This window comes from Pseudomonas sp. Seg1 (assembly GCF_018326005.1).
In the GTDB taxonomy this organism is placed as follows: Bacteria; Pseudomonadota; Gammaproteobacteria; order Pseudomonadales; family Pseudomonadaceae; genus Aquipseudomonas.
Genome location: NZ_AP021903.1, coordinates 3569488 through 3588829 on the forward strand (window position 1 = coordinate 3569488; position 19342 = coordinate 3588829).

General features: G+C 58.2%; 31 protein-coding genes. 2 read left to right on the forward strand and 29 right to left on the reverse strand.

Annotated elements, in window-relative coordinates; all coding sequences use genetic code 11:
- Window positions 1-51: 51 nt before the first annotated feature.
- Window positions 52-480 (reverse strand): zinc ribbon domain-containing protein, encoded by a 429-nt coding sequence (locus KI231_RS15770; protein WP_212809014.1) that lies wholly within the window; start codon window positions 478-480, stop codon window positions 52-54.
- Between the two features lie 162 nt (window positions 481-642).
- Here KI231_RS15770 and KI231_RS15775 point away from each other — a divergent pair, with 162 nt between their 5' ends.
- The gene (locus tag KI231_RS15775) at window positions 643-1035 is read left to right on the forward strand and encodes a hypothetical protein (protein ID WP_212809015.1); all 393 of its coding nucleotides are present in this window, start codon (window positions 643-645) and stop codon (window positions 1033-1035) included.
- On the opposite strand, the gene KI231_RS15780 is transcribed toward KI231_RS15775, so the two are convergent.
- The 17 genes from KI231_RS15780 to KI231_RS15860 form a co-directional block, all read right to left on the reverse strand.
- Window positions 1032-1283 carry a hypothetical protein gene (locus KI231_RS15780; RefSeq protein WP_249412039.1) on the reverse strand — a complete coding sequence of 84 codons (252 nt, stop codon included), beginning with the start codon at window positions 1281-1283 and terminating at the stop codon, window positions 1032-1034. The genes KI231_RS15775 and KI231_RS15780 overlap by 4 nt on opposite strands.
- Window positions 1284-1300: 17 nt before the next feature.
- On the reverse strand, window positions 1301-1816 hold the full coding sequence (locus tag KI231_RS15785) for a phage-derived protein YdaY family protein (RefSeq protein ID WP_212809016.1): 516 nt from the start codon (window positions 1814-1816) through the stop codon (window positions 1301-1303).
- A gap of 56 nt (window positions 1817-1872) precedes the next feature.
- Window positions 1873-3042, reverse strand: a complete 1170-nt coding sequence (locus KI231_RS15790) for a phage tail tube protein (RefSeq protein WP_103302199.1) — start codon at window positions 3040-3042, stop codon at window positions 1873-1875.
- Between the two features lie 61 nt (window positions 3043-3103).
- Window positions 3104-3508 (reverse strand): phage tail terminator-like protein, encoded by a 405-nt coding sequence (locus KI231_RS15795; RefSeq protein WP_103302200.1) that lies wholly within the window; start codon window positions 3506-3508, stop codon window positions 3104-3106.
- The gene (locus KI231_RS15800) at window positions 3505-3894 is read right to left on the reverse strand and encodes a hypothetical protein (protein WP_103302201.1); all 390 of its coding nucleotides are present in this window, start codon (window positions 3892-3894) and stop codon (window positions 3505-3507) included. The genes KI231_RS15795 and KI231_RS15800 overlap by 4 nt, the downstream gene beginning before the upstream one ends.
- On the reverse strand, window positions 3891-4271 hold the full coding sequence (locus tag KI231_RS15805; protein WP_212809017.1) for a glutamate 5-kinase: 381 nt from the start codon (window positions 4269-4271) through the stop codon (window positions 3891-3893). Before KI231_RS15805 ends, KI231_RS15800 begins: the two co-directional genes overlap by 4 nt.
- Window positions 4272-4274: 3 nt before the next feature.
- Entirely contained in the window at window positions 4275-4664 is a 390-nt protein-coding gene (locus KI231_RS15810; protein WP_212809018.1) for a DnaT-like ssDNA-binding protein, read from the reverse strand.
- A gap of 40 nt (window positions 4665-4704) precedes the next feature.
- Entirely contained in the window at window positions 4705-5289 is a 585-nt protein-coding gene (locus KI231_RS15815; RefSeq protein WP_212809019.1) for a hypothetical protein, read from the reverse strand.
- Window positions 5290-5339: 50 nt separating this feature from the next.
- Entirely contained in the window at window positions 5340-6308 is a 969-nt protein-coding gene (locus tag KI231_RS15820) for a major capsid protein (RefSeq protein WP_047297589.1), read from the reverse strand.
- A gap of 12 nt (window positions 6309-6320) precedes the next feature.
- The gene (locus KI231_RS15825) at window positions 6321-7031 is read right to left on the reverse strand and encodes a hypothetical protein (RefSeq protein ID WP_212809020.1); all 711 of its coding nucleotides are present in this window, start codon (window positions 7029-7031) and stop codon (window positions 6321-6323) included.
- A gap of 86 nt (window positions 7032-7117) precedes the next feature.
- Complete coding sequence (locus tag KI231_RS15830) at window positions 7118-7576, reverse strand: hypothetical protein (RefSeq protein ID WP_212809021.1); 459 nt, start codon at window positions 7574-7576, stop codon at window positions 7118-7120.
- Between the two features lie 34 nt (window positions 7577-7610).
- Window positions 7611-8654 carry a phage minor head protein gene (locus KI231_RS15835; RefSeq protein WP_212809022.1) on the reverse strand — a complete coding sequence of 348 codons (1044 nt, stop codon included), beginning with the start codon at window positions 8652-8654 and terminating at the stop codon, window positions 7611-7613.
- Window positions 8647-10062 carry a DUF4055 domain-containing protein gene (locus tag KI231_RS15840; RefSeq protein ID WP_212809023.1) on the reverse strand — a complete coding sequence of 472 codons (1416 nt, stop codon included), beginning with the start codon at window positions 10060-10062 and terminating at the stop codon, window positions 8647-8649. Before KI231_RS15840 ends, KI231_RS15835 begins: the two co-directional genes overlap by 8 nt.
- Window positions 10063-10070: 8 nt before the next feature.
- Complete coding sequence (locus KI231_RS15845) at window positions 10071-11558, reverse strand: terminase large subunit (RefSeq protein ID WP_103302208.1); 1488 nt, start codon at window positions 11556-11558, stop codon at window positions 10071-10073.
- 1 nt (window position 11559) lies between these two features.
- Window positions 11560-12159, reverse strand: a complete 600-nt coding sequence (locus KI231_RS15850) for a hypothetical protein (RefSeq protein ID WP_212809024.1) — start codon at window positions 12157-12159, stop codon at window positions 11560-11562.
- Between the two features lie 9 nt (window positions 12160-12168).
- Window positions 12169-12600, reverse strand: a complete 432-nt coding sequence (locus tag KI231_RS15855; RefSeq protein WP_212809025.1) for an Ntn hydrolase family protein — start codon at window positions 12598-12600, stop codon at window positions 12169-12171.
- A 7-nt stretch (window positions 12601-12607) separates the two neighbouring features.
- A complete protein-coding gene (locus KI231_RS15860) occupies window positions 12608-12838 on the reverse strand; it encodes an Acb2/Tad1 domain-containing protein (RefSeq protein ID WP_004573849.1) in 231 nt (76 codons plus the stop codon).
- A 137-nt stretch (window positions 12839-12975) separates the two neighbouring features.
- On the opposite strand from KI231_RS15860, the gene KI231_RS15865 reads away from it, so the two are divergent.
- Complete coding sequence (locus tag KI231_RS15865; RefSeq protein ID WP_103302215.1) at window positions 12976-13194, forward strand: hypothetical protein; 219 nt, start codon at window positions 12976-12978, stop codon at window positions 13192-13194.
- Between the two features lie 9 nt (window positions 13195-13203).
- On the opposite strand, the gene KI231_RS15870 is transcribed toward KI231_RS15865, so the two are convergent.
- The 11 genes from KI231_RS15870 to KI231_RS15920 all read right to left on the reverse strand — a co-directional run bounded on the left by KI231_RS15870 (window position 13204) and on the right by KI231_RS15920 (window position 19294).
- Entirely contained in the window at window positions 13204-13536 is a 333-nt protein-coding gene (locus KI231_RS15870) for a phage holin, lambda family (RefSeq protein WP_103302216.1), read from the reverse strand.
- A 113-nt stretch (window positions 13537-13649) separates the two neighbouring features.
- Window positions 13650-14156 carry a hypothetical protein gene (locus KI231_RS15875; RefSeq protein ID WP_212809026.1) on the reverse strand — a complete coding sequence of 169 codons (507 nt, stop codon included), beginning with the start codon at window positions 14154-14156 and terminating at the stop codon, window positions 13650-13652.
- A gap of 376 nt (window positions 14157-14532) precedes the next feature.
- Window positions 14533-15114 (reverse strand): hypothetical protein, encoded by a 582-nt coding sequence (locus KI231_RS15880; RefSeq protein WP_212809027.1) that lies wholly within the window; start codon window positions 15112-15114, stop codon window positions 14533-14535.
- The gene (locus KI231_RS15885; RefSeq protein WP_212809028.1) at window positions 15111-15725 is read right to left on the reverse strand and encodes a recombination protein NinG; all 615 of its coding nucleotides are present in this window, start codon (window positions 15723-15725) and stop codon (window positions 15111-15113) included. Before KI231_RS15885 ends, KI231_RS15880 begins: the two co-directional genes overlap by 4 nt.
- Entirely contained in the window at window positions 15716-15991 is a 276-nt protein-coding gene (locus tag KI231_RS15890) for a hypothetical protein (protein ID WP_212809029.1), read from the reverse strand. The genes KI231_RS15885 and KI231_RS15890 overlap by 10 nt, the downstream gene beginning before the upstream one ends.
- Window positions 15981-16385: a recombination protein NinB gene (locus tag KI231_RS15895; RefSeq protein ID WP_212809030.1), complete on the reverse strand. Its 405-nt coding sequence runs from the start codon at window positions 16383-16385 to the stop codon at window positions 15981-15983. The genes KI231_RS15890 and KI231_RS15895 overlap by 11 nt, the downstream gene beginning before the upstream one ends.
- Window positions 16382-16747, reverse strand: a complete 366-nt coding sequence (locus KI231_RS15900) for a hypothetical protein (protein WP_212809031.1) — start codon at window positions 16745-16747, stop codon at window positions 16382-16384. The genes KI231_RS15895 and KI231_RS15900 overlap by 4 nt, the downstream gene beginning before the upstream one ends.
- On the reverse strand, window positions 16747-16962 hold the full coding sequence (locus tag KI231_RS15905; protein ID WP_212809032.1) for a hypothetical protein: 216 nt from the start codon (window positions 16960-16962) through the stop codon (window positions 16747-16749). The genes KI231_RS15900 and KI231_RS15905 overlap by 1 nt, the downstream gene beginning before the upstream one ends.
- Before the next feature lies 1 nt (window position 16963).
- Entirely contained in the window at window positions 16964-17770 is an 807-nt protein-coding gene (locus KI231_RS15910) for an ATP-binding protein (protein WP_212809033.1), read from the reverse strand.
- Entirely contained in the window at window positions 17760-18545 is a 786-nt protein-coding gene (locus tag KI231_RS15915) for a YdaU family protein (RefSeq protein ID WP_212809034.1), read from the reverse strand. The genes KI231_RS15910 and KI231_RS15915 overlap by 11 nt, the downstream gene beginning before the upstream one ends.
- Window positions 18542-19294: a phage antirepressor KilAC domain-containing protein gene (locus KI231_RS15920; protein ID WP_212809035.1), complete on the reverse strand. Its 753-nt coding sequence runs from the start codon at window positions 19292-19294 to the stop codon at window positions 18542-18544. The genes KI231_RS15915 and KI231_RS15920 overlap by 4 nt, the downstream gene beginning before the upstream one ends.
- Window positions 19295-19342 lie beyond the last annotated feature (48 nt).

Below are 19342 nucleotides of genomic sequence, written 5' to 3' on the forward strand. Positions count from 1 at the left end.
GGCGAAAAAAAACCCGCCAGAGCGGGTTGTTAAATTTTTATCTGTTGCTGGCTATGCGCGGATTGGCGGTTTGCCACATGCGGGGCAGAACATACTTCCTCGCAAAATCATGCTTGAGCAGTTTGGACAAGGGACCGACCGTTTGGTGCGCTCGCTATTCAGTCTCTCGGCTTCTGCCGCTTGTTCGGCAACCTTGATCTGAGCTCTTCTTTCTCGCTCTTCGGCAGCGCGAGCATGAATAGCGTCGGACTGCTCAATGTCCATTTGCAGTGCCAGAGCGACTCTCTTTCCTGCCGCTCTCTGCCTCAAAAGATATACCCCGTGCCATATACCAAATGCCACAAGAAGAAAGAGGAGCACGCCACCAATCACCACCACTACAAACGCGTAAGCCCCAAGAGCCAGCAGTACAACACTTAGCAGCCATGGGACTATGTAGATAGCGATCAAAAAAAGTAGGACAGCAATAATTATTTGCATAAACCCTCCCTGTTGATGGCAGCAATCTACCACCATCATCGGGATGAACCAAAATCACACCTAGCATGGACCGACTTGCATCAGGTCAAGATTAAGCTGCGCGCGCTGCCTAAACGATGGAGAATCCGCAGCTTTAAGGCCGGAAAGGGAGATTTTCACGCCATGAAGATAACAATCGATGATCTTGGTTTGCAGGCAAAGGTTGCGGGGGTCGCGACTTATGATCTTGCTCAGTCGGGCAAAGATGATCCAGAGATAATGCAAGCTTGCTGTGATGCTGAAGCCAATAACTATTGGTCCCAAGCGGAGGGGAATCGAGTATGTGCCGCCCCATTTTATTTCGAGCGCTTAGCGATCTTGCACAGAAAGTCCAGAAACTATGTTGGGGAAATTGCTATTTGCGAACAATGGCAAACCATCACAGATGACTACAAGTCGCAACCAATCGTCAAAAGACGGAGCGCCGCCCTCGTTCATAAGGGCCCTCGTTCAGTAGCAATTCTTGCGAGATTAAAAAAAGCTCGCGAGCTATTAAAGAAAGCAACCCCGGCCTAGCTATGTTTTCTCGGAGACACATTTTCCTGCTGCTCGGCCCAATTGGTGCGGAACTCGTCATCAAGGGCGAAGATCGCGGCGTCAAATTCTGCCCTACCCAGCGAGGTGGGATAAATCGCCAAGTAATCCGTGATGATGCCAAGCGTTATCGGCGCCGGCGCGCCCATCATTCCGACATACTGGCGCGAGCGGCCAATCATCGAGTAGGCCTGAAGTATTTCGGCGGTTATGCCATCAACCAAAGGCACCGGCGGAACGCCTTTCCCTAGGCGTTCGTGCTTCCAGCGCTTTTTCTCGTTTTCCGCGCCTGCCCAGTCCCTGCTCCATTGGTACGCCGCGATGGCTTTCCCACCGTTTCCTTGGTTTTCTCCTCGGCTCGCATGGCGATATCGCTGCCGGTTTTCAGGGCGAGGAAATAGACATCAGGACGCACAGCGATGAGCAGCTTGCCCCGCTCTTGCGTGTATTCAGCATCGACACCAGGTGCGCCCGCCTCTTCCACCCCTTCCCAGTCGAGGATCAGATGCTTGCAGACCAGGTCGACCAGCATGTCGTCCATGCTTTCGATCTCTGCAATCTCGGTGTTCGACGGATCGAAGCCTTCCGTGCCGACGCCATAGCGCGAATCCACGGCTGCCTGATGACGCAAAATCAGTGCGTGGTGGGATTTAAATTTCGGATTGCCGGCCGATCCAATCTTGAGCCGCACTCCTTTGTCGATATCGACCCAGCGCGTGCCGTCCAGATCCAGCTTTGGGGCCTGAGTAATGACGAGAGCCATAGAATCCTCTGCGGTAGAAGGCCCGGCGCGCACCGCAGTGCGCACCAGGCAAAGGGTTAAACAGTGACGGTGATCGCAGCAGTGTCGGTCTTGGTGCCGTCTGCTTTGCTGGTCGCCGTGATAGTTGCGCTGCCCGCCGAAAGGCCAGTTACAAGCCCTGTTGCGCTTACGCTGGCAACGGCCGGTGCCGAAGATGTCCAGGTGACAAGCTGACTGGAGCCAACTGGCGTGACTACGGCTTCGAGGTCAACGGTCTCGTCTTCTGCAATGCTGGCCGTGGCCGGAGTGACGCTCACTGCAGCAATGACAATCGGCGCAGGCAGGCGAGTGATGGTCGGCGGTACGCGGCGCCCGGTATAGCTCAGCTCGACCTGAATGATGTCGGTCGATCCGCCATCCGGCCAGTCACCGCTCACTTCCATCTCCGGCAGCAGGAAGGTATAGCCACCGTCGCCGTTGTTAAGGGTGAACTCAAAGCTGAGCGCATCCCCAGTCTGCTGCGACTTCCAGAAGTTGTAGGCCGCTTTCGACCAGCTCATGGTGATCGAGCCGGATGGCGTAAATGTGGTGGGGATGATGTTGCCCGGGAATGGATTGCCATTACCGATGCAGCGCTGCGTCTGCACGGCGTTGTCGAACTGCAGATTGAAACTGTCGATGCAGGCATTGTCCTCGCCGAGCTGGATGCCGTTGATCTTCAGACCGTTGACGTCCTTGAAGCCGTACCGGCGCTGGTGCGCTTCGGATTGCGGATTGACGATGAACGAGGTGTTGTCGGCCTTGTCGTCCCAGGCAATGGCGGCGAAAGTGGTGGTTACGTTGATCTCGTTGTCGTTCGGGACATCGAAATTCATCGTCGCCACTTGAGCGCCGCGAGCGACAGCAGCAATACCAACGTCACTTGCGTAGGAGCCGATCGAGAACGAAATGCGATCGTTACCCATGGTTAGCACGTTGCCGACCCAGTCACGACCGAAGCAGGACGCCATGAAGTCATCAAGCGCGCCGTAGCGCAGCTTGGTTTCCACGTCGCCGCCGACGTCCACGGTGGTCTGGGCGGTGCCCTGCGCCATTCGGTCGGCACCAATCTCGTTGTTCTCTTCCGAGTTGTAAGTCGGCACCAGGCCGAAGCTGACCCGGGTCAGGACATTCCAGTCGCCGGGCGGGGTGATTCCGGGGGTGATCTCGCGCTTCCACGCGGTTGAGACCTTGGCACCACTGGACATGGGGTGTTTCTCCTATCAAAAGGCGTAAAAAAACCGCCATGTGGCGGTGGGTGTGGTGGGCTCAGTAGGCCCGGTATGGAATCTGCAAGTTGACCTGATACCAGCCTAGGCCATCGTCGCCGATCACCTGAGCGGATGCGGCAAAGCAGTCAAATGGCCCGGTCGGGTCGCTGTAGTACTCGAAGTGCTGAACCAGTGTGTCCGCTGCCTTCGTGATCGCCAGGGTGCCTTTGTAGGACGGCACAAAAAGCTGAATGACAAGAATGCCTGTGCGCCTTACAGATGGGCCCAGCCCAATTTCTGGCGTACTTGAAAGGCCTGGCACGTCGGCAAGTCGCGCCCAGATCGGTCGCCCTGCTGGGTCAAAGGGCACTGGAGCGTTCGGATAATCGACATCGGCGGCGGGAATGCCCGCCCACTGCGTCATGCGACCGATGACGATGCTGCGGATCTGTTCGAAGGTCATGATCTGTAAGCCTGCGAGACGCCATGAAACGCCACGCTGTAGACACCGGCGGGCGCCTGCTTTGAATGGCCCTGCTCCAGCTTCTCGGCGTAAGGGAGATTGGTTTGTAGGAATACTTGGGTGAACGGCTCAAGACCAGTCAGCGCCGAAGCCCCTGCGTTAATCGTGCCTCCGCCGTTGCGGTCAAACTTGGCTGGCTGCACGTATACCGGCGCACCGATGCTGATCACATGGCTACCGCGAAACCGACCAGTGTCCACTGGCGATCGCAGAACCACCTCGCTCAGCATGGCCAAGGCGATCACGCGCACGCGTCGAGTGATGTTCTCCTCGACGACATCAGCGAACAGCACAGGCGAAGTACTCCATCCTCCCGCCATGGTCATTTCCTCAACTGGATTTCGTAGTGTGCTTTCGCAGGGTCAGTGCCAGGACTGACGACCTGATAGACCGTTTGATCACCAGTCAGCAAATCCTCTGCGGTTATCTTGTGCCCGACAGCAGGTATATCCGTCGTCTCGTTGACCAGGCAGATCAGCATCACGTCGCCGACCTTGATATTCACGTTATCGATGCGCCGGCTGTCGTAATTGTCCAGAACGCCGCGCCCGGTGTAGGTCACGGACTGGGCGGTCGTCTCTTCGGTCACCGGGTCATATACGCCGGGGCCGAGGTACTCGCCGGTGAAAGACTGCACCGCATCGGCCAGGTCAGTGTCGAAGGCCTCGGCCAAGTCCGCTTGGATCTCTTCACGTAGGCCCATGGATCACCTGTACACGTTGAAGCTGAAGCTGCTGGCACGCCACTGCGCGAGAAGCCCCAGCGCGAACTGGACGCCGTCGGGCAGCGCGGTGGATTTGGTAGTGTCGATCGAGGCGAACGTCTTACTGGTAGTCACCGATCCGGCCTTTACCGTCTTGGCCTCCAGTGATCCCTCGGTGTGCTGCTGGTACAGCTTGCCCTCAGAGGCGACGACCGCCAGCTCGGCGCCGGCCTGTTTCACCTCGTCGGGAATCGCGTCCATGTCGATGCCGACCAGGTTGAGCGAAGTCAGATAGGCGTTCGCCTGCAGCACGGCGCGGGCCTTCTTGTCGTCTGGTGCCCATGAAGGCCCGAGCTCGGCGTCCACGTCCGCCACGGTGATGTAGGTAGCCATCAGGCCTCCGCTTGAATGAGTGGGGCCGAAACCCCGGGTGCTACTGGTTGGCCTTTAGCAGAGCGAGCAGCTCAGGTTTCGAGTCGTTGACCTTGTAGGTCACACCCTTGGCGTCGAGCTGTTCCTTGATCTGCACGACGGTCAGATCATCGAGAGCTGAGCCGTTGTTCTGCGGTCCAGGAGTCAGCCGCGCGACTTCTGCGCGGAGCGAATCAACTTCACCCAGCAGTTCATCGCGCTTGCTCTTCAGTGAGGCGATGCCTTCGTGAATAGAGGTCAATGCATCGAACAGGCGAATCGGCAGTTCGCCGGCGCCAGGATGTTCCAGTGGAGCGAGACCCTCGGCCGCTTCGATCAGCAGCACGATGCCGTCGCGCTCTGCATTCAACTTGCTGATCAGCTCCTGCAGTGCTGCGCCTTCCCCGCCGCTTTGGCCATCGATCACCAGAACCGTCGCGGGAGCAGCCTGTCGCAGTGTCACTTCAGGCACATCGAAGGCTTCACCCTCGCGGTCTTCGGTGACGTTTGCGTCGACGATGCGCAATCCGCGCTCCTTGGCCAGCGCCTTTACGTTTTCCCGGTACTGGTGGAACGGACCGGGCAGATACCAGATTTTGTCGCTCATGATCATGTCCTCGCGGAGCCGGGCACAAAGCCCGGCTCAACAGTCAGGGGTTACTTGGAGGCATCACCGATCAGAGCAACACCGGCGGTGTGCTTGATGCTGGTGGCGGTCTTGTCCCAGTTGGTGCCGGTCGCCAGTTCGGCGTCGGTCGGAGACTTGCCGCCGGCGGTGGTGTCCCAGGTGTAACCCTTCAGACCCAGGCCGAAGGTGTAATCGGTCTGCAGCGTGGTCTCGATGCGTTCCTTGCCGTTGGTGGTCTGAACGTTGCTGATGATGTCGCGGCCGTCGTGCACCATCGCCGCGCCTTGCACCAGCGACAGGACGATTTCCTTGTTCGGCGTACCGGTCTGCATGAGCGCCGGAGCGTCGGTAACCACCGAGATCTTGCCGAGGATGTCCACTACGCGGACGTTGCCCGCTTGGAACAGCTGCTCGCTGTTGGTGAGCGCCTGACCGACCAGCTTGTGGTAGGTGGTGCCCTGCATGATCTGGGTGACCAGCGACTGGCTCGCATCGCCGAACTTCGCGTGAGCGTTGTTCAGTGCAGCCTGGCTGATACCGGCGGTTGCAGACACGTCGTTCACGGCAGCTGCCTGAGCGGTGATGGCCGCCACCAGAGCAGCGATCGCAGTGTTCAACTGATCCTTCAGCAGAATCTCGGCAAACGCGCGCGATGCGACTTCGATGCCCTGCGCGGTTGGGCGCTCCAGCCAGGTCATTTGCGATGGCTCGTAGCGGATCGGGCCGAAACCGCCAGCCACTTTCACCGAGGAGTTCTTCAGTTCCGTCAGGTCGGTGATCGGCGCGGCACCGTTGGCGGCGTAGCGATCAACGCGGCGCTGGGCGGCAGCCAGGGTCTGGAAGAACGACTCCTGGAGGAAGTCGCCGGTGAAGCCGTCAGGCGACAGCAGGATGGCACCGCGGCTGGCAGCGTTGAACGCGACCAGCATCTGATCCAGAGTTTCGATGGTCGCCGGCATTACGTATTCGTTGAAGACCTGCATTTGCGACAGGGACATGAGTGATTTTCCTTATTTCTGAGGGAGGTCTGGGAACCGGCTCGCGATTGCGGCCTGTCGTTCCTCTTTGGTGCCGCCGATGTTTCCTTTTGCGGCCCCGCCGCCTTTCCCAGCACCGCCGGCCCCGCCGCCCGATGCCTTGCTACCAGCGATCAGCGGACCAAAGGCCGGATCGTTGGTGAATTCTGCTTTCAGCTCGTCCAGCGTTGCCGCGGAGAGCTTGCCGGCCGCGTCCAGCACGACGACGGTAGGTTTTCCGTCGCGCTGCTCAACGCTGAGTCGGCGTTCGATGTGGGGAAGCAATGCCTTGGCGCTGCCAGGGATGGCCAGAGTGGTCGCGATCTCGGTAGCAGTGCGGCCCACAGTCAGATCCCGGATTTGGCCTTGCAGAGTGTTGCGCTCCGACTCCAACGCACCGGTCAGCTCAGCTTCTCGGCGGTTGTATTTTTCGGACCAGCTTTGTTCGAGTTCTTCCACGTTGCCGGATTTGCGCGCAGCTTCTTCACGATCACGCTGCGCTTGCTCTTCAGCTTCGCGCTTCAAGCGCTTCGCCTCTTTGGCCTCGTTGAGGAGTGTGCTGAGCTGGTTTTTCAGCCCGGATACGTCTTCAGGCTGAGGCAGCCCCTCGATGTTCAAGACGAACTTGCCGTCCTTTTCGACGTACATGGATTGAACGGATTCGTCGACGCCATCAAGGCTGTCCAGTTGGAATTTCAAGGTCATTACTGTCTCCCAGAGACGTAGTGCAGGCCCTGCCTGCGGGCATAAAAAAACCCGCCGAAGCGGGTGCAATAGTGGTATCAACAAGCTCAGATCTGAATCATTTCCAATAGATCGATGTGACTTTGTTGAGGAGGGAAAGACATTTGCATATTGTCCATCTCCTTAACTGCTGAAACAACATCAAAAGTTGCAATTATCGAACTAGCCAAAGATAAATGATCAAACCACTTTATGTACTCTTCGATAGGCTTTCCGAGCTTAATCCAATGCATGATCAGATTAACCAGAAAAAACGCTGACCCCAACTTTCCGCCAGCATATTTACATCCGCCATCACTGCTAGCAACGACTGTCACTGCATGAATCAACTCTCCAAAACTAATTACATTCGCAACCACAAGAGAAAATTCAGCATCATAAATGCTTCGGATCTGAAATTTGAGAATTGAAGGAGTGAACTCTGGATCTCTATTATTTTTCAAATATGTAGCTAACGACAAATCAAGTTGCTCCCTGAAGTCGTTATGGGTACCAGTCATTGGCATCGATCTATTCCTATTTATTAAATTAGGAAAGATCCTACAATCCTGCGTACCCGAACGCCACCGTTTCACGGTTACGCAACTGCTGTAGGGACAGCGTCTTGCCATTGTCGTCGACGAACTTGTCAAGGTTCAGCTCTCCTTTGGAAAAGAGTGCGTACCGGCTCGGGCCGAGAACTTCACGCTGGAAAGACCCGGGCTGACGGGACAACCATTCTTGATACGTGACATTGCTGGATACCTGCTGAACACCTTCTGCTCCCACAGAGGGCCTGGTCGAGTCTGATATCTCCCGTCGGTACTCAGCTTTGATCACCGGAATCTCCGAAGTCCTACACCGCCAGTGGAAGGGCGGCGACGGCGCATCGAGAGGCACGATCTGGTTATCGACCGAGCGGCAGAACGGTGATGTGCGCCCATCGAGCGTGGCAATTCGACGCTTGCCCTCGATGATGTCCGCGTTAGCATTGAGCGTTGCCATTCGCGCCGAGCTGGCCACATGGTTCGTGATCGTTCGGACCAGCGAGTCGGCCTGATCGCGGTGCAGTTGGTGAATGCTGGTGAGGCGTTTCGCAATCTGCTGACTGGTTTCGCCAATTGACGAACCAATCTGAATCTCGCTGATGATCTCGGCCGCCTTCTTCGTTCCGAACTGGTCCAGAGCGCCGGCGATGCTGATGCGCTGCACGCCCTTCCTTGCCTCTAGCAGCATTGGATCGGCCAGTGCTGATGCGGCGACCATCTCCGCGGCAGGTGCATTGAGCTGCACAACGGCTTTGATAGCAGTGCCGAGCAGCTTGGCATTGAAGGCGGCCTCATAGACGGCAAACTCGCCAAGATCGAGCTGCGTACGGCCTTTCATGTCGTCGTAGATGCTCCGCAGATCACCCTGAAGCGTTTTAATCTGCGAAATGTACCGGCGGGTACCGTATGAACTTAGCCCCTCCGCTACGCGCGCCTTGGCTGTCCTGATGGCCTTGCTGATGAATACAGCCAGCCGCTTCATGTTCCCGCCGGCATATCGCTGGACATAGACCTGATGCCGAGTGGTGGCGTCCGTCAGGTAGCCTTCGTTACTCATCGTTTCCGCCTACCGGTGGCGCGCTGGCCAGCTCTTCATCAATCTTCTCGTCGGTACGATCAGCTTCAAGAACGCCGCCCTGACGCAGGTTCACTCGGACATCGGACTTGGCAATGAAGCCCTGTTGCCAGAGCTGTACCTGGGCAAGTATGTCTTGCGCAGTCATCGTCTCGTCGAAGAACGACTGATTGAGCCAGAACACCGTGCCCTTCTCGTCCGGCGCGTCCATCATGAAGCGCTCGGTGTCGAGGATGGCTCGCTTCAGGGCCTCGGATACGTTGCCGGCGATGGTGCCCAGCACGCTGTTGTCCGAGCTGTACCGGATTCGAACAGCCTCTGCCGTTTCGGCGCCGCTGCCCTTTTGGACGACGCGGGCGCCGATCATCAGCATCTGCTCTTCCTTGTCCTTCATCAGCTCGCGGGCCAGCTGGGTCTCCGTGGCCTGCAGCATGACTGCCGACCCCGACTTCCCGAGGTTGTGGCCGCGCCGAGAGCCGATGTGCATCCCGTTCGGGTTGAGTTTCGCGAACTCGTCGGCGTCAATGCTGGTGGTGATGAACAGTGTCGGTTGGCTGCTGATGAAGCCGCTCTCCTCCACCGTGGCGCTGTTGCCGTAGTGGAGGATGTTGACGTCGGCCAGGTCTTCCAGCGGCGACTTGTCGATACTGGCGTCGTTGTTCTGGGCGCCGTAGAAGCTGAACGGGATGTGATCGAATGGCTGCCCAGATTTGTCGGTAGGCTGCGTCTCCTCGACGCTTTCTTGGCCTTCCTTGTAGACGCGCTGTACATATGTCCCATCGACCAGCAGCAGGACCCGGTTCTGTGTGTATGTCTCGCGGGACAGATCGGTAGCGTTGAACTCAGACACGCATTCCCGCAGGTTCACGTACACCAGACGCTTTACACCGTCGATCACCTGCTCATCCCAGTCGATAATCGATAGAGCATCGTAGTGATGTATCAGGGCGCGCTTGGTGGCCAGATCAGCCATAGAGCTAACACCGCTTTCTGTAGCAACTGTCGGAAAATCGGCCAGAAAGCCACCTCTCCCGCTGTCCAGGCACTCGCCGACCGATTCCTTCGACAACTGTTCAAGACTGGTGCCGTCTCCGCTGGCGTTCTCCTTCAGATACTCCACCGCGGTTGGCAGTGACAGCTCCGCCGTCTTGCGAAACACCGCCCCCATCAGACCGGTGCGAGTGCGACCGGTGATGTTGAGAAACATCGCCCGCTTCTTGTACTGCTTGTAGCGAGCCAGGTTCTCCGGGGTTTTGTTTTCCGGGTCTGGCATCGGCAAATACTCGTCGTGCTTGCGCACCTCTCGCGCACCGGCTACGCAGCGTTTCACCAACTGCCAGCCAGGCAGGGCTTGTGCGTACTCTGCCCGGGGAGTGCTGAAATTCGCCATGGATGGCCTCAGAAGCTGAATGTGACAGGTATGTGGGTCATGGTGGCGCGCTTGGTTTTGGCTACAGCGAAGTAGCGCCATGCGTCAGCAGGGTGAGACGCCCAGTCGTGAAGCGGCCGGTCTTTCCAGCAGCCCTTCTTGTCGTCCCACTCTTTGCGGTAGTTCTCCAGCGCGGTGATGCCCTCTTCGCACTTCGCCTCGTCAAAGGCGCAGTGGGCGAGGATCTCTCGCGCCTGATCGATACCGTCGTCGACGCCGATCTTCGGCACGACCTGGAACGTCATGCGGTAGTGCTGGCCGTCGATCTCGTAGCCTTCGCGCGCCATTTCCCGGCGGGTCTTGGCATCGCTGCCAAACTCGCGGTTGTCGATGTCGTGCGGCCCCCAGTGCTCGGAGTAGGTGTAGCCCCTGTCCTTGAGCACCTTCATGTAGTGCCGCAAGCCTTCCCCGCTGTTCTGGTAGAAGTCGATGACGTGGTATTCGTTGCCGACCTGACGCACGAACCAGATGGCCGTGGAGTCGCCGACGCCGATGTCCCAGAAGGTCATCACCGGCAGGTGGCTGTTGTCTGGCAGCGTGCCGATGCGCTGAGCGGCGTAAAGCTTGGTGAACTGCTGGGCGTAGTAGGCGCCCTCGATCGACTGCTGGAAGGCTTCGGCAGGGATCGACGGGTATTCCCGCTTCATGTCGTCGCCGAGGGTCTTCTCCTTGGCGGCGTACCAGGCGCGCTGGCCCGGGTTCGTGTCGATGCCGTGCTTGGCGAACAGCTCGTTGAAGTAGTCGGTCAGGCGCTGCGGGATGACCGCCTCGGCCGGGTCAAGCCAGTAGGCCTGGTTCTTCCACCAGCTGAAGAAAAAGAACTTCCAGTCCAGCTTGCCCAGCGGCGTGCCGGACAGCAGTTGCTTCTCGGCGCTCTGTGAGTAGTCGAAGAAGTAGCCCGCCCGGCCTTCCGCCGTGGATTCGATCGTGACAAAACAGTCAGTGGCCACCGCCTCAAAGGCACCGGTGACGATCTCGCGGGCCTTGTGCGGAAACTTGGCGCAGATCTTCCCGAACTCGGAGACGTGCAGGTAACGCAGCGTGCCGCCCCGAAACGAGGTACTGACGTAGAGCGAACCGCCCTTGCTGAACACCAGCTCACCGGCAGCGTCGTTGCTCGCAGGGTTTGCAGCGCGGATCTCTTTCGGCAGGTTGTCGTAGGCGTACTTCACCTTCTCCCTGAACAGGCGCTTGGCGTCGTTCAGGGTGTGGGCGATCAGTGCGCACTTGGCCGACTCGAACAAAGCCGCGTCGAGCTGGATGATGCAGCACTCAGTGGTGAAGCCGAGCTGACGAGCCTTCAGGATGATGTTCCGGGTGTGCATCCCGTCGAAGTATTCAATCTGCTCGTCCGTCATCCTGAAGCGGACTTTCTTCCCGCCTTTGTCAGTTATGAAGTAGAGATTATTGAGCCTCCAACGCTTGTCCCGGAGCAGCTTCATGTGCTCGGGCTTCATGTCAGGCGTCCTTCGATAGTTCGTCCATCATCCTCGAGAGCTCGTCGGTTTCGTCCGTCTTCTCCTTCTCGTCCAGGCTGTATGCCTGACGCTCCAGCACCTGCAAGTTTTTCATTGCAGAGGAAAGCTGGAACAGTGTTTTGGAATTACTGGGTAACGCCACGGCTGCCAGCATCGAGGCCCGGCGCATGCCGTTGTTGTCTTCTGAAGTTTCATCCTCGATCGCGTCTTCGATCTCTTCGCGGCGCTGGATGGTCGTCATGAGATCATCCATCAGCAGGTTCGCAAGGATCGTCGCCTTGCGAATGTCTCGCCGGTGGCTGCGAACCACCCGGACGCCTTCCTCTGCCGCCTCTTCGATGATCTCGGCGTCAAGTTCGCAGTTCGCGCCTTGGTCGTTGCGAACCTCGCCGCGAACCAGCTTGCTGCGAACCTCTTTCCGCACCTGATCAGACAGGTCTCTTGCCCATCCAAGGGCCTTGGCCTTCTTCCTGATTGCGGTGTCGCTCACGCCGTGGCGCTCGGCGATGGTTCTGATGGAAAGCGAACCGGCCCGGTAGGCTCGTTCGATCGCCTCCCAGTCGGGTTGCTTGGTTGTCATTGGAAATCCTTAGTCTTGCTTGATGGTCATCGTGCGGATGGTGCCGCCGGTGTAGATGTCTCGCTTCATTGCGGCGCGAACCGCGTCCACTGCGCTTGCACCCATATCCATCGCTGCTAAGGCATAAGCGGAGCCACTGCCAATAGCGTCAGGGTTCGATGGGTCGAGCTCCTGCTTCCAAACACCTGTCTTGTCGTCGTGGCCGACCATCATCAGCTTGCCACCATCGACGACATAGCCCGAACACTCCACAGGAACAAGCGAGGGGGTTCCGAAGTAGGCGGCAATCAAAGCCTTCTCGTCGCATACAGCTCCAGCCAGGAAGAAACTGACTCCATCAACGGTCGCGCACTTCAAGCAATCATCTGAGACGATCGCGCCCGATCTGGTCTGCCGCGAGTCATAGGCGATAACACCGTCCTTGTAGGCAATGGTTGTCATGTGGGCCTCAGCTGAATGGATCCGCCGGTTTGGCGATCGAGCGAACGAACCACATGAAGCCCTGCTGAAGATTGGTCTTGGCCAACGCCAACAGCCGAGGGTCAACACCTTCAATCTGGCCGATCTGCTTGAACAGTTCGCCGGCGTCGGCTTCCAGAGCCTTGATCGAGTTCATGCCGTCGATTTCGGACTGGGTCAGGTCGCGGTAGCCGGTGATCTTCTTGTGCTGGTTATCCATGCTGCTCTCCTCGTCGCGTGTCGCGACACAATTTGCTGTACGCGAAAGGTGTCGCGAACAAAGTGATTGGCAAAAAAAGCTTGGTCAGTAAGTACAGAGGTGAAAGACTTAAGTTGAATTTACCTATTGAGAACCTCATGCCAATTGATGCGATTACAGCGATGGCCCACGCACGTGCCAACTTAAGGCACATTTCGGAAGCCAAAGACTCGAGTCAGCTCAATCGCCTGAAAACCGGCGCGATCGGATATAACCAGTCACTACTACTCTCAGGCGCGATCAACCAGGATCAATTGAGCGAGCTGTCATCCGAACTCGAAGCTGCTTGCCAGTCGTGGATCGCCCTGCACCCGTGAACCCGCGATCTACTCAGCCTTGCGCGCTGGTAGCTTGAAATCAGTCACCCGATCCGCAATGTTCCGGATCTTCTCCACCCCCAAAAATCCAACCCAGCCGCCGGCGAAGGTGGCCATGCTCTGGGGCAGGCCGAAGAAGTCCAGGCCGCTGATGATAGTCAAGGTCAGGCCGCCGCAGATCGCGCCTTCGACTAGCATCTGGCGACGCGTGCCGCCACCGTAGGTGATCCTCAAGACGGCCATGGCGCACGACAGCGCAGCCGCATAGAGGATTGGCGAATGCTGGCTCAACCACGCAAGCGCTATCGCCCATGTGTCTGGTTTGTCTGGCATGTTTGGCATCCGGGTTGCCTCCCCCTTGGGGAGATTGATAAATCCGGCGTCCGCTGCACTCCCAGCTCGGGGCAATGGGTGTGGGGAGCCGAAAACAAAAGGCCCCAATCGCGGGGCCAAAATTAGTGAGCGTTTACTGGGTTTAGCGCAGCCAAGAGCAGCGCCTGACCTTTGTGCAACTCAACATGGGCGAGGCTGGTCAGCTTCGAATCCGCGAACGAGTGTCGCTTAAGCAAGTCTTCCATTTCTTCGAGAGCGGCCCTCAAGCCAAGCGCTTTCTTCAGGACCTTCTCGTCGTGTTCGCCGCGCGCCTTCAGGACTGCTTCATGAACCTGCTCGAACGGCAGGCCTTCGCCAGATGGACTGGCTTTTTTGCACATGAACTCGGATGGCGTGTACACAGCTCCGAACACATGGCCTTCACGGTAGTAGAACGGGCTTTCGTAGCCGATCTCGAGCAGCGAAAACTTTTCACGCTGGTCGGTTTTCATCAGCTGCCCAGTAACCATGGAGAACTCGTAGCCTGGTAACTCCGAAAGCCGAGCCAGACCCGATTTCAGTCGACCGAGATCGCCACCGACCACTGCATCAACTACACACTGAACCGCCTGCTTCTCTGCCTCGGACATTTCCCTGCTCCTCAAACTAAAAAGCCCCTGCGAATGCAGAGGCCCTGAATAGGTGCGCTCGTCTTTCCGAGCTGTCGGCCAAAGACCTTCTCAACGTCGACGCCCCTTTGCATCGATCTCGCTGATCCAGTCTCGCGCCACCCTGCAGCATTGTGAGGTCAGGGCGCGCGGGCTGCCGGTGTTTATCCGTAGCACTGCACTTGCCGGCTTATCAGTGTCCAGACCTCCCGAAGACCGCTCTGGCTGCGATGATTTTTAGGCAATAAAAAACCCGGCGCGGTGGCCGGGTTTCGGTTTTTCGAGAGTAAGTTGCCGGAGGCAAAACTCTAACAGTGGCGAAATCATGCCATGAGCCGCACGGGAACGCAATAGGCCCTCAAGCGGCCTCGCGCATTTCGTAAATCACGGCGGCAACCGGGCTCAAAGCGCGGCGATCCAAATCCTCGCAGCACTCGAAAATCAGCTGGATTACACCGCCCCAATCCCGCTCCCAGTTGCACGATTCCAGTCGCACCTCGTACACCTGCCACATCCACGCCCGGAACTTTTCGGCGTTGGCCAGCGGGTCCTCGTTTGACGATTGGCCACCTTGGTGCATGTACCGGTACCGGCGCATGATCCCCTTCACCACGAACTCCAGCTTTTCCCGCTTCGCCGCAGTCATTCGCGGCGATCGGTTTTGCACCAGCAGAAAAACAACCTCTTCCGCCGCCTCGCGGATATCGTCGCTCTGCTCGGCCGCGTACATGAAGTCACCGAATACGCGGATCTGCGGGTGCAGTCGCTCGATCGCTGATTGGATGTGCCCAGCCAGTGCGCCGTGCACAGCATGGTTTGCCGTTGGCCCGCGTTCAGTGTTCTGCACCACCACGCCGAGCTGGACGACGTCGGAGGTCTGGCCGGGGGCCGGGTTGTATTTGCAGTCGTGCCAAGCCTGGCGCGCTGAGTTGATTTTCATGCTGCCTGCCCCTTTTTCAGTTCTCGGGTCTTGGCCCGGTATTCGGCCTTGATGGTTTTGATTTCGTCGACGGTGTACTTGCGGGGCTCATGAGGCCCTTCCAACCAAATCACTTTGTCGGCGCCGATGCGCAGCACCAACCGGATGCGGTACTCGACCGCGTTGCCGGACAGGTTGCGGTTGCACTTCACGCACTGGCGATGAATGTTCAGCGGCTCGAAACGCAGCTCCGGACAGGCGCCGACGGATCGGTAGTGCCCGGCGTCCCAACGGCTGCCGGTCATCAGGTCGTTGTCGTTCGGCATCGAGTCGCAGCTGATGCAAGGCAGGTGTGCGTCACGCAGGCGGACGTACTCGTTCACGGCGGCCTGGGCTTCGCGCAGGTGGTCAGCCCGGGTCTTTAACTTCTCTTTGCGGACCTTGATCTCGCGGCGCCCTACTTGCGCCAACGCCTTGCCGGCCTTCGCCTGATTGACGTCCTTGATGGCCAGACCGCACTTGTATCCACATACCACCTGCCCGAGTCGCTGCGGAACGAATGGGTCCCCGCAAGCTGGGTTCTTGCACTTCTTCGGCTTGGGCGCCTTCATCTCCTTGAGGGCTACGCGCATGGTTCGGCCTCCTTGGCTTTCTGCTGCTCAGGGGCGAAGTCGCCACGGAGAGGCATCAGACTCGTTTCTGCAAATGGCAGGCGATCGCCAATTACGCCGTGAGCACACCACCAGCCTTTGCGCATTGCGGGAATCGGGTGGCGCGCGCAATTGAGGTTGTCGCCAGGGTTTATCGCCTTGTAGAGCTCAACGACGCTCCCAGTAGGAAGAATGGGTAAGCTGATAAGCGTCAACGCCAGATCGCCCGGCTTGAAGTTATTGGTCATAGCGGCCATCCCAGTGGTCAGTTGCGCTCCACTTCACGCCATGCTCGGCGCCGAAGGCATGCATCAGTTCGAACAGATCACTGAACCACTTCTGCGACTGCTTGCGGGTCGATACGGCCATCACGACGAAGCCACCGTCGAGACCTGGCTCCGCGCGCTGCTTCTCCAGCGAGGCACTGAAAAGGCACTTCCAGTCTTCGCTGGTCAGCTTCTTGCCGTGCCAGACCACTTGCTTGGACACGTCCTTGAGCATTGCCCACATCTTGCGGTTGCAGACGTCTGGGCGTTTCTCATCCTTGATGACCACGATCTTGGGTTTGGTGAAGTCGGTTGCGTGCAGGACGCCCATGAGGCGGCTGATATCGCGCTGGCTGCGGATTGCGAATTCGTTCATGGCTCCTCCCGCTCGATCATGGATCGCAGGTCGCGATCGAGGTCGTGCACGGGCACCCAGTCGTGGCCGATGTTCATTTGCACCGCCACAAAGTCATTGCTCGGCTGATCGCATTTCTTGCGCAGCCAAGTGTAGAGAACGTGGGTTTCGGTCATGGCCGCCTTGTCCTCGTCCAAGTGATCGCAACGAAGGCGCAGCGCCTCGTTCTCTACCAGCAACTCAAGCGCCACCTCCTCCACGGTCTTCTCCCCGAGGAATTCCTGCAGCGCCTCGGTGTTGCGCTTCCAGTCAGCGCAGTCGGCACGGTACGACGCCGCCTCGGCCCACAGCAGCTTCTGGAGTTTTTGTTTGTCGATGGTCATCACTTGCGCTCCCGTGCAGCCAGCATTTCGTCTGCGAAGTGGTAAGCGGCAGCGGAGTACTCAGGCATCGATGTCCAGTTATGTCGTTTGCCTTCGGCGTCGGTATAACCCCAGCCACCAGCGATGATCATTGCGTTCAATGCCTGCATGGCGATCTCATCGCGAAGGCGCACCAAGTCTTCAGTTGCCGCTGTTTTTGCTTGTGGATTGGCCATTTCAGAAACCCTCCTTGCCGCGCTGAGATTCCCAATCGAACGGCACCACGATCATTCCGCCCTCGCGCAGACGGTCGACGCAGCGGTCGCCCAATGCGGCCGGCAACTGGCTGGCTTCGAGGTTGGAGATCACCACCGTTGGGCGCTCCTGCTCGTAGCGGCCGTTGATGATTGCGAACAGGGTCGTCAGCTCGAAGTCGCTCGGCTGCTCCTTGCTCACGCCTACCTCGTCCAGCACCAGCAGATCAGGATCGATCAGGCTCGACAGAATCTCGGCCTCGCTGCGTTCGCTGTGCTTGTCGTACGTGGATCGGATCGCCTGAAGGATTGCGCCGACAGTGCGGTACACGGCCGTGCGTGACGTGTTGTGCAGCAGCTCGTTGGCCATGCCGGCGCCGAGGTGCGTTTTCCCGGTACCCGGCTTGCCGATCAGCACCATGCAGCGACCGGTCTTCAGGATCTCGTCAAAGATCTGCACGTAGTGCTGGCAGAACCGGAGGGCTTTACGCTGGCCCTCGTTCTCGGCCTGGTAGTTGCCCAGGGTGCGAGTGGTGAAACGTTTCGGGATCAACGCATCGCCCAGCTTCCCAGCGAGGGAAATGCGCAGTTCCATCGCCTTGTTGGCCTGCTCGGCGGCTTCGGACTTCTCGCGGGCGATCCGAGTGCACTCCGGGCAATTGCTCTTCAGCTCACGGCCCAGCACGGAGTAGACCTTCTGGTCGTAGGCGCCGTGGGTTTCGCACTCAGCTGGCTGGATACGAGTGCCCGGCGGCAGTTCTGGAGTGGTTTGAACTGGCTCAGAGCGCATAGCTGCCGTCCTCCCGCATTTTCAGGCCGGAGGTGTAATCGCGGTCAGCGAAGCCGGTGTGGCGGGACTGCGGGAACGGGTGCACATTGCTGGCGACTTTCACTTCGTCTTCCCAGCGCTTGCCATTCAGCCATGTCGCTGGGTGGGGAATGAACTGCCCGCCATCCTTGACCCATGCCTCGCAAACGACTTGCGCAGCCAAGCCTTCAGCAATCTGGCCGAACAGGTCAGCAGTGACCTTGAGCTTCTTCCAGGCTTTTTCAGCTGCGGCCTTACCCTTCTTGTTCGGGTACATCTTCCAGAACTTCGGGAAGAGGTCATCCACCATCGGTGGAGTGTTGTTTGTATTCTTATCTGTATATGTATCTGTATCTTTATGGTTGCCATTTCGTTGCAACGAATCTTCAACGGTCGTTGAACGTTCGTTGAGTTCTAGTTGTTTTTTGAGGGCTTTTGCCCGTGCGGACGCCTTACCCGCGTTGGAGGCAGTGACGACTTTGCTGTTTACGGCCTCGAGATCTGCTTCGACGCGGAACTGCACCCAGTGCGTTTCCGTGACGTGGAAGAACTCACTCAACGTATCGGCAACGGAAGGCCAACGTTCGTTGGGAATCCGTGCGACGGTTGCGAGGCGATCGATGCGCAAAGGCTTGCCTGTCTGCCAGTAGCTGAACAGCAGGAGCATGTACGCGCCATGCTCCTCCGCAGTCAGGTGCGTGGTGTCGGCCAAGTAGTCGGCGACGTAGAACTGCATGTACGGAAGCGCGGCCATCATTCGACCCCCTTGAGATTGTGCTGAGCCCACAGGCCGGCAATCCAGTTGACGCCCTTGGGGGTGAATTTGGATTGGTTGTAGGCGTGGCCGCTGTCGCTGGTGCCGGCTTTGACTTCAAAGCGACCAGCGTCGATGTGAGGCTGATAGGCCTGCCACTCGCCGCCCATGCGATACATGATCTTTTTGTCGAGCAGGAACTCACGAAGGCGCGATTCGTTGGCCTTCAGGAGCTTCGCCACTTGGCGGAACCCCTTCAGCCCGGTTGACTCCACGTAGCGCTCAACGAAGGCAATCTTCGGCGCGGCCTCAATCAGGGCCTGATTGGCAGCCTGCTGAAGCTCGAACTGCTCAGCCCACGCGCGGGCGGCTGCGGCAGGATTGGAGAAGTCTGGGAGCCTGGCGAGAACCCGTGGCCCGTCGAGCTGTGCCTGCAGTTCATTGAGGCGCCGAATCACCTTGTGGCGCAGAGGAATGCTGTAGCCGGTCAACAAGGTCTCTGTCAGCTCCTTGTCCAACTCGAAAAGCGTGGTGTAACCACGACTGTCCTTGGTTTCTTGGACGTGGCTCAGATCTGAGCCATCTTTTTGCAACTCGTCGAGCATCTCGCGAATATCGCGGATGACGTTTTTGTGCAGCTTTCCAGTCAGCTCGGCGATCTCCGAACTACTCATGGTTACCGTGCGCGACACATTTTCCGAATTGAGAAAACGTGTCGTAGGGGTATTGCTGGCATGAGGTGAACTGTGCATAATCAGCTCCAGAACGTTTCGTTGTATGCAGTTGAAAGAGCCGGGATT

Coding starts and splice junctions, on each gene's coding strand:
- KI231_RS15770 (WP_212809014.1), bottom strand. CDS start 480: ATGCAAATAATTATTGCTGTCCTACTTTTTTTGATCGCTATCTACATA.
- KI231_RS15775 (WP_212809015.1), top strand. CDS start 643: ATGAAGATAACAATCGATGATCTTGGTTTGCAGGCAAAGGTTGCGGGG.
- KI231_RS15785 (WP_212809016.1), bottom strand. CDS start 1,816: ATGGCTCTCGTCATTACTCAGGCCCCAAAGCTGGATCTGGACGGCACG.
- KI231_RS15790 (WP_103302199.1), bottom strand. CDS start 3,042: ATGTCCAGTGGTGCCAAGGTCTCAACCGCGTGGAAGCGCGAGATCACC.
- KI231_RS15795 (WP_103302200.1), bottom strand. CDS start 3,508: ATGACCTTCGAACAGATCCGCAGCATCGTCATCGGTCGCATGACGCAG.
- KI231_RS15800 (WP_103302201.1), bottom strand. CDS start 3,894: ATGACCATGGCGGGAGGATGGAGTACTTCGCCTGTGCTGTTCGCTGAT.
- KI231_RS15805 (WP_212809017.1), bottom strand. CDS start 4,271: ATGGGCCTACGTGAAGAGATCCAAGCGGACTTGGCCGAGGCCTTCGAC.
- KI231_RS15810 (WP_212809018.1), bottom strand. CDS start 4,664: ATGGCTACCTACATCACCGTGGCGGACGTGGACGCCGAGCTCGGGCCT.
- KI231_RS15815 (WP_212809019.1), bottom strand. CDS start 5,289: ATGAGCGACAAAATCTGGTATCTGCCCGGTCCGTTCCACCAGTACCGG.
- KI231_RS15820 (WP_047297589.1), bottom strand. CDS start 6,308: ATGTCCCTGTCGCAAATGCAGGTCTTCAACGAATACGTAATGCCGGCG.
- KI231_RS15825 (WP_212809020.1), bottom strand. CDS start 7,031: ATGACCTTGAAATTCCAACTGGACAGCCTTGATGGCGTCGACGAATCC.
- KI231_RS15830 (WP_212809021.1), bottom strand. CDS start 7,576: ATGCCAATGACTGGTACCCATAACGACTTCAGGGAGCAACTTGATTTG.
- KI231_RS15835 (WP_212809022.1), bottom strand. CDS start 8,654: ATGAGTAACGAAGGCTACCTGACGGACGCCACCACTCGGCATCAGGTC.
- KI231_RS15840 (WP_212809023.1), bottom strand. CDS start 10,062: ATGGCGAATTTCAGCACTCCCCGGGCAGAGTACGCACAAGCCCTGCCT.
- KI231_RS15845 (WP_103302208.1), bottom strand. CDS start 11,558: ATGAAGCCCGAGCACATGAAGCTGCTCCGGGACAAGCGTTGGAGGCTC.
- KI231_RS15850 (WP_212809024.1), bottom strand. CDS start 12,159: ATGACAACCAAGCAACCCGACTGGGAGGCGATCGAACGAGCCTACCGG.
- KI231_RS15855 (WP_212809025.1), bottom strand. CDS start 12,600: ATGACAACCATTGCCTACAAGGACGGTGTTATCGCCTATGACTCGCGG.
- KI231_RS15860 (WP_004573849.1), bottom strand. CDS start 12,838: ATGGATAACCAGCACAAGAAGATCACCGGCTACCGCGACCTGACCCAG.
- KI231_RS15865 (WP_103302215.1), top strand. CDS start 12,976: ATGCCAATTGATGCGATTACAGCGATGGCCCACGCACGTGCCAACTTA.
- KI231_RS15870 (WP_103302216.1), bottom strand. CDS start 13,536: ATGCCAAACATGCCAGACAAACCAGACACATGGGCGATAGCGCTTGCG.
- KI231_RS15875 (WP_212809026.1), bottom strand. CDS start 14,156: ATGTCCGAGGCAGAGAAGCAGGCGGTTCAGTGTGTAGTTGATGCAGTG.
- KI231_RS15880 (WP_212809027.1), bottom strand. CDS start 15,114: ATGAAAATCAACTCAGCGCGCCAGGCTTGGCACGACTGCAAATACAAC.
- KI231_RS15885 (WP_212809028.1), bottom strand. CDS start 15,725: ATGCGCGTAGCCCTCAAGGAGATGAAGGCGCCCAAGCCGAAGAAGTGC.
- KI231_RS15890 (WP_212809029.1), bottom strand. CDS start 15,991: ATGACCAATAACTTCAAGCCGGGCGATCTGGCGTTGACGCTTATCAGC.
- KI231_RS15895 (WP_212809030.1), bottom strand. CDS start 16,385: ATGAACGAATTCGCAATCCGCAGCCAGCGCGATATCAGCCGCCTCATG.
- KI231_RS15900 (WP_212809031.1), bottom strand. CDS start 16,747: ATGACCATCGACAAACAAAAACTCCAGAAGCTGCTGTGGGCCGAGGCG.
- KI231_RS15905 (WP_212809032.1), bottom strand. CDS start 16,962: ATGGCCAATCCACAAGCAAAAACAGCGGCAACTGAAGACTTGGTGCGC.
- KI231_RS15910 (WP_212809033.1), bottom strand. CDS start 17,770: ATGCGCTCTGAGCCAGTTCAAACCACTCCAGAACTGCCGCCGGGCACT.
- KI231_RS15915 (WP_212809034.1), bottom strand. CDS start 18,545: ATGATGGCCGCGCTTCCGTACATGCAGTTCTACGTCGCCGACTACTTG.
- KI231_RS15920 (WP_212809035.1), bottom strand. CDS start 19,294: ATGCACAGTTCACCTCATGCCAGCAATACCCCTACGACACGTTTTCTC.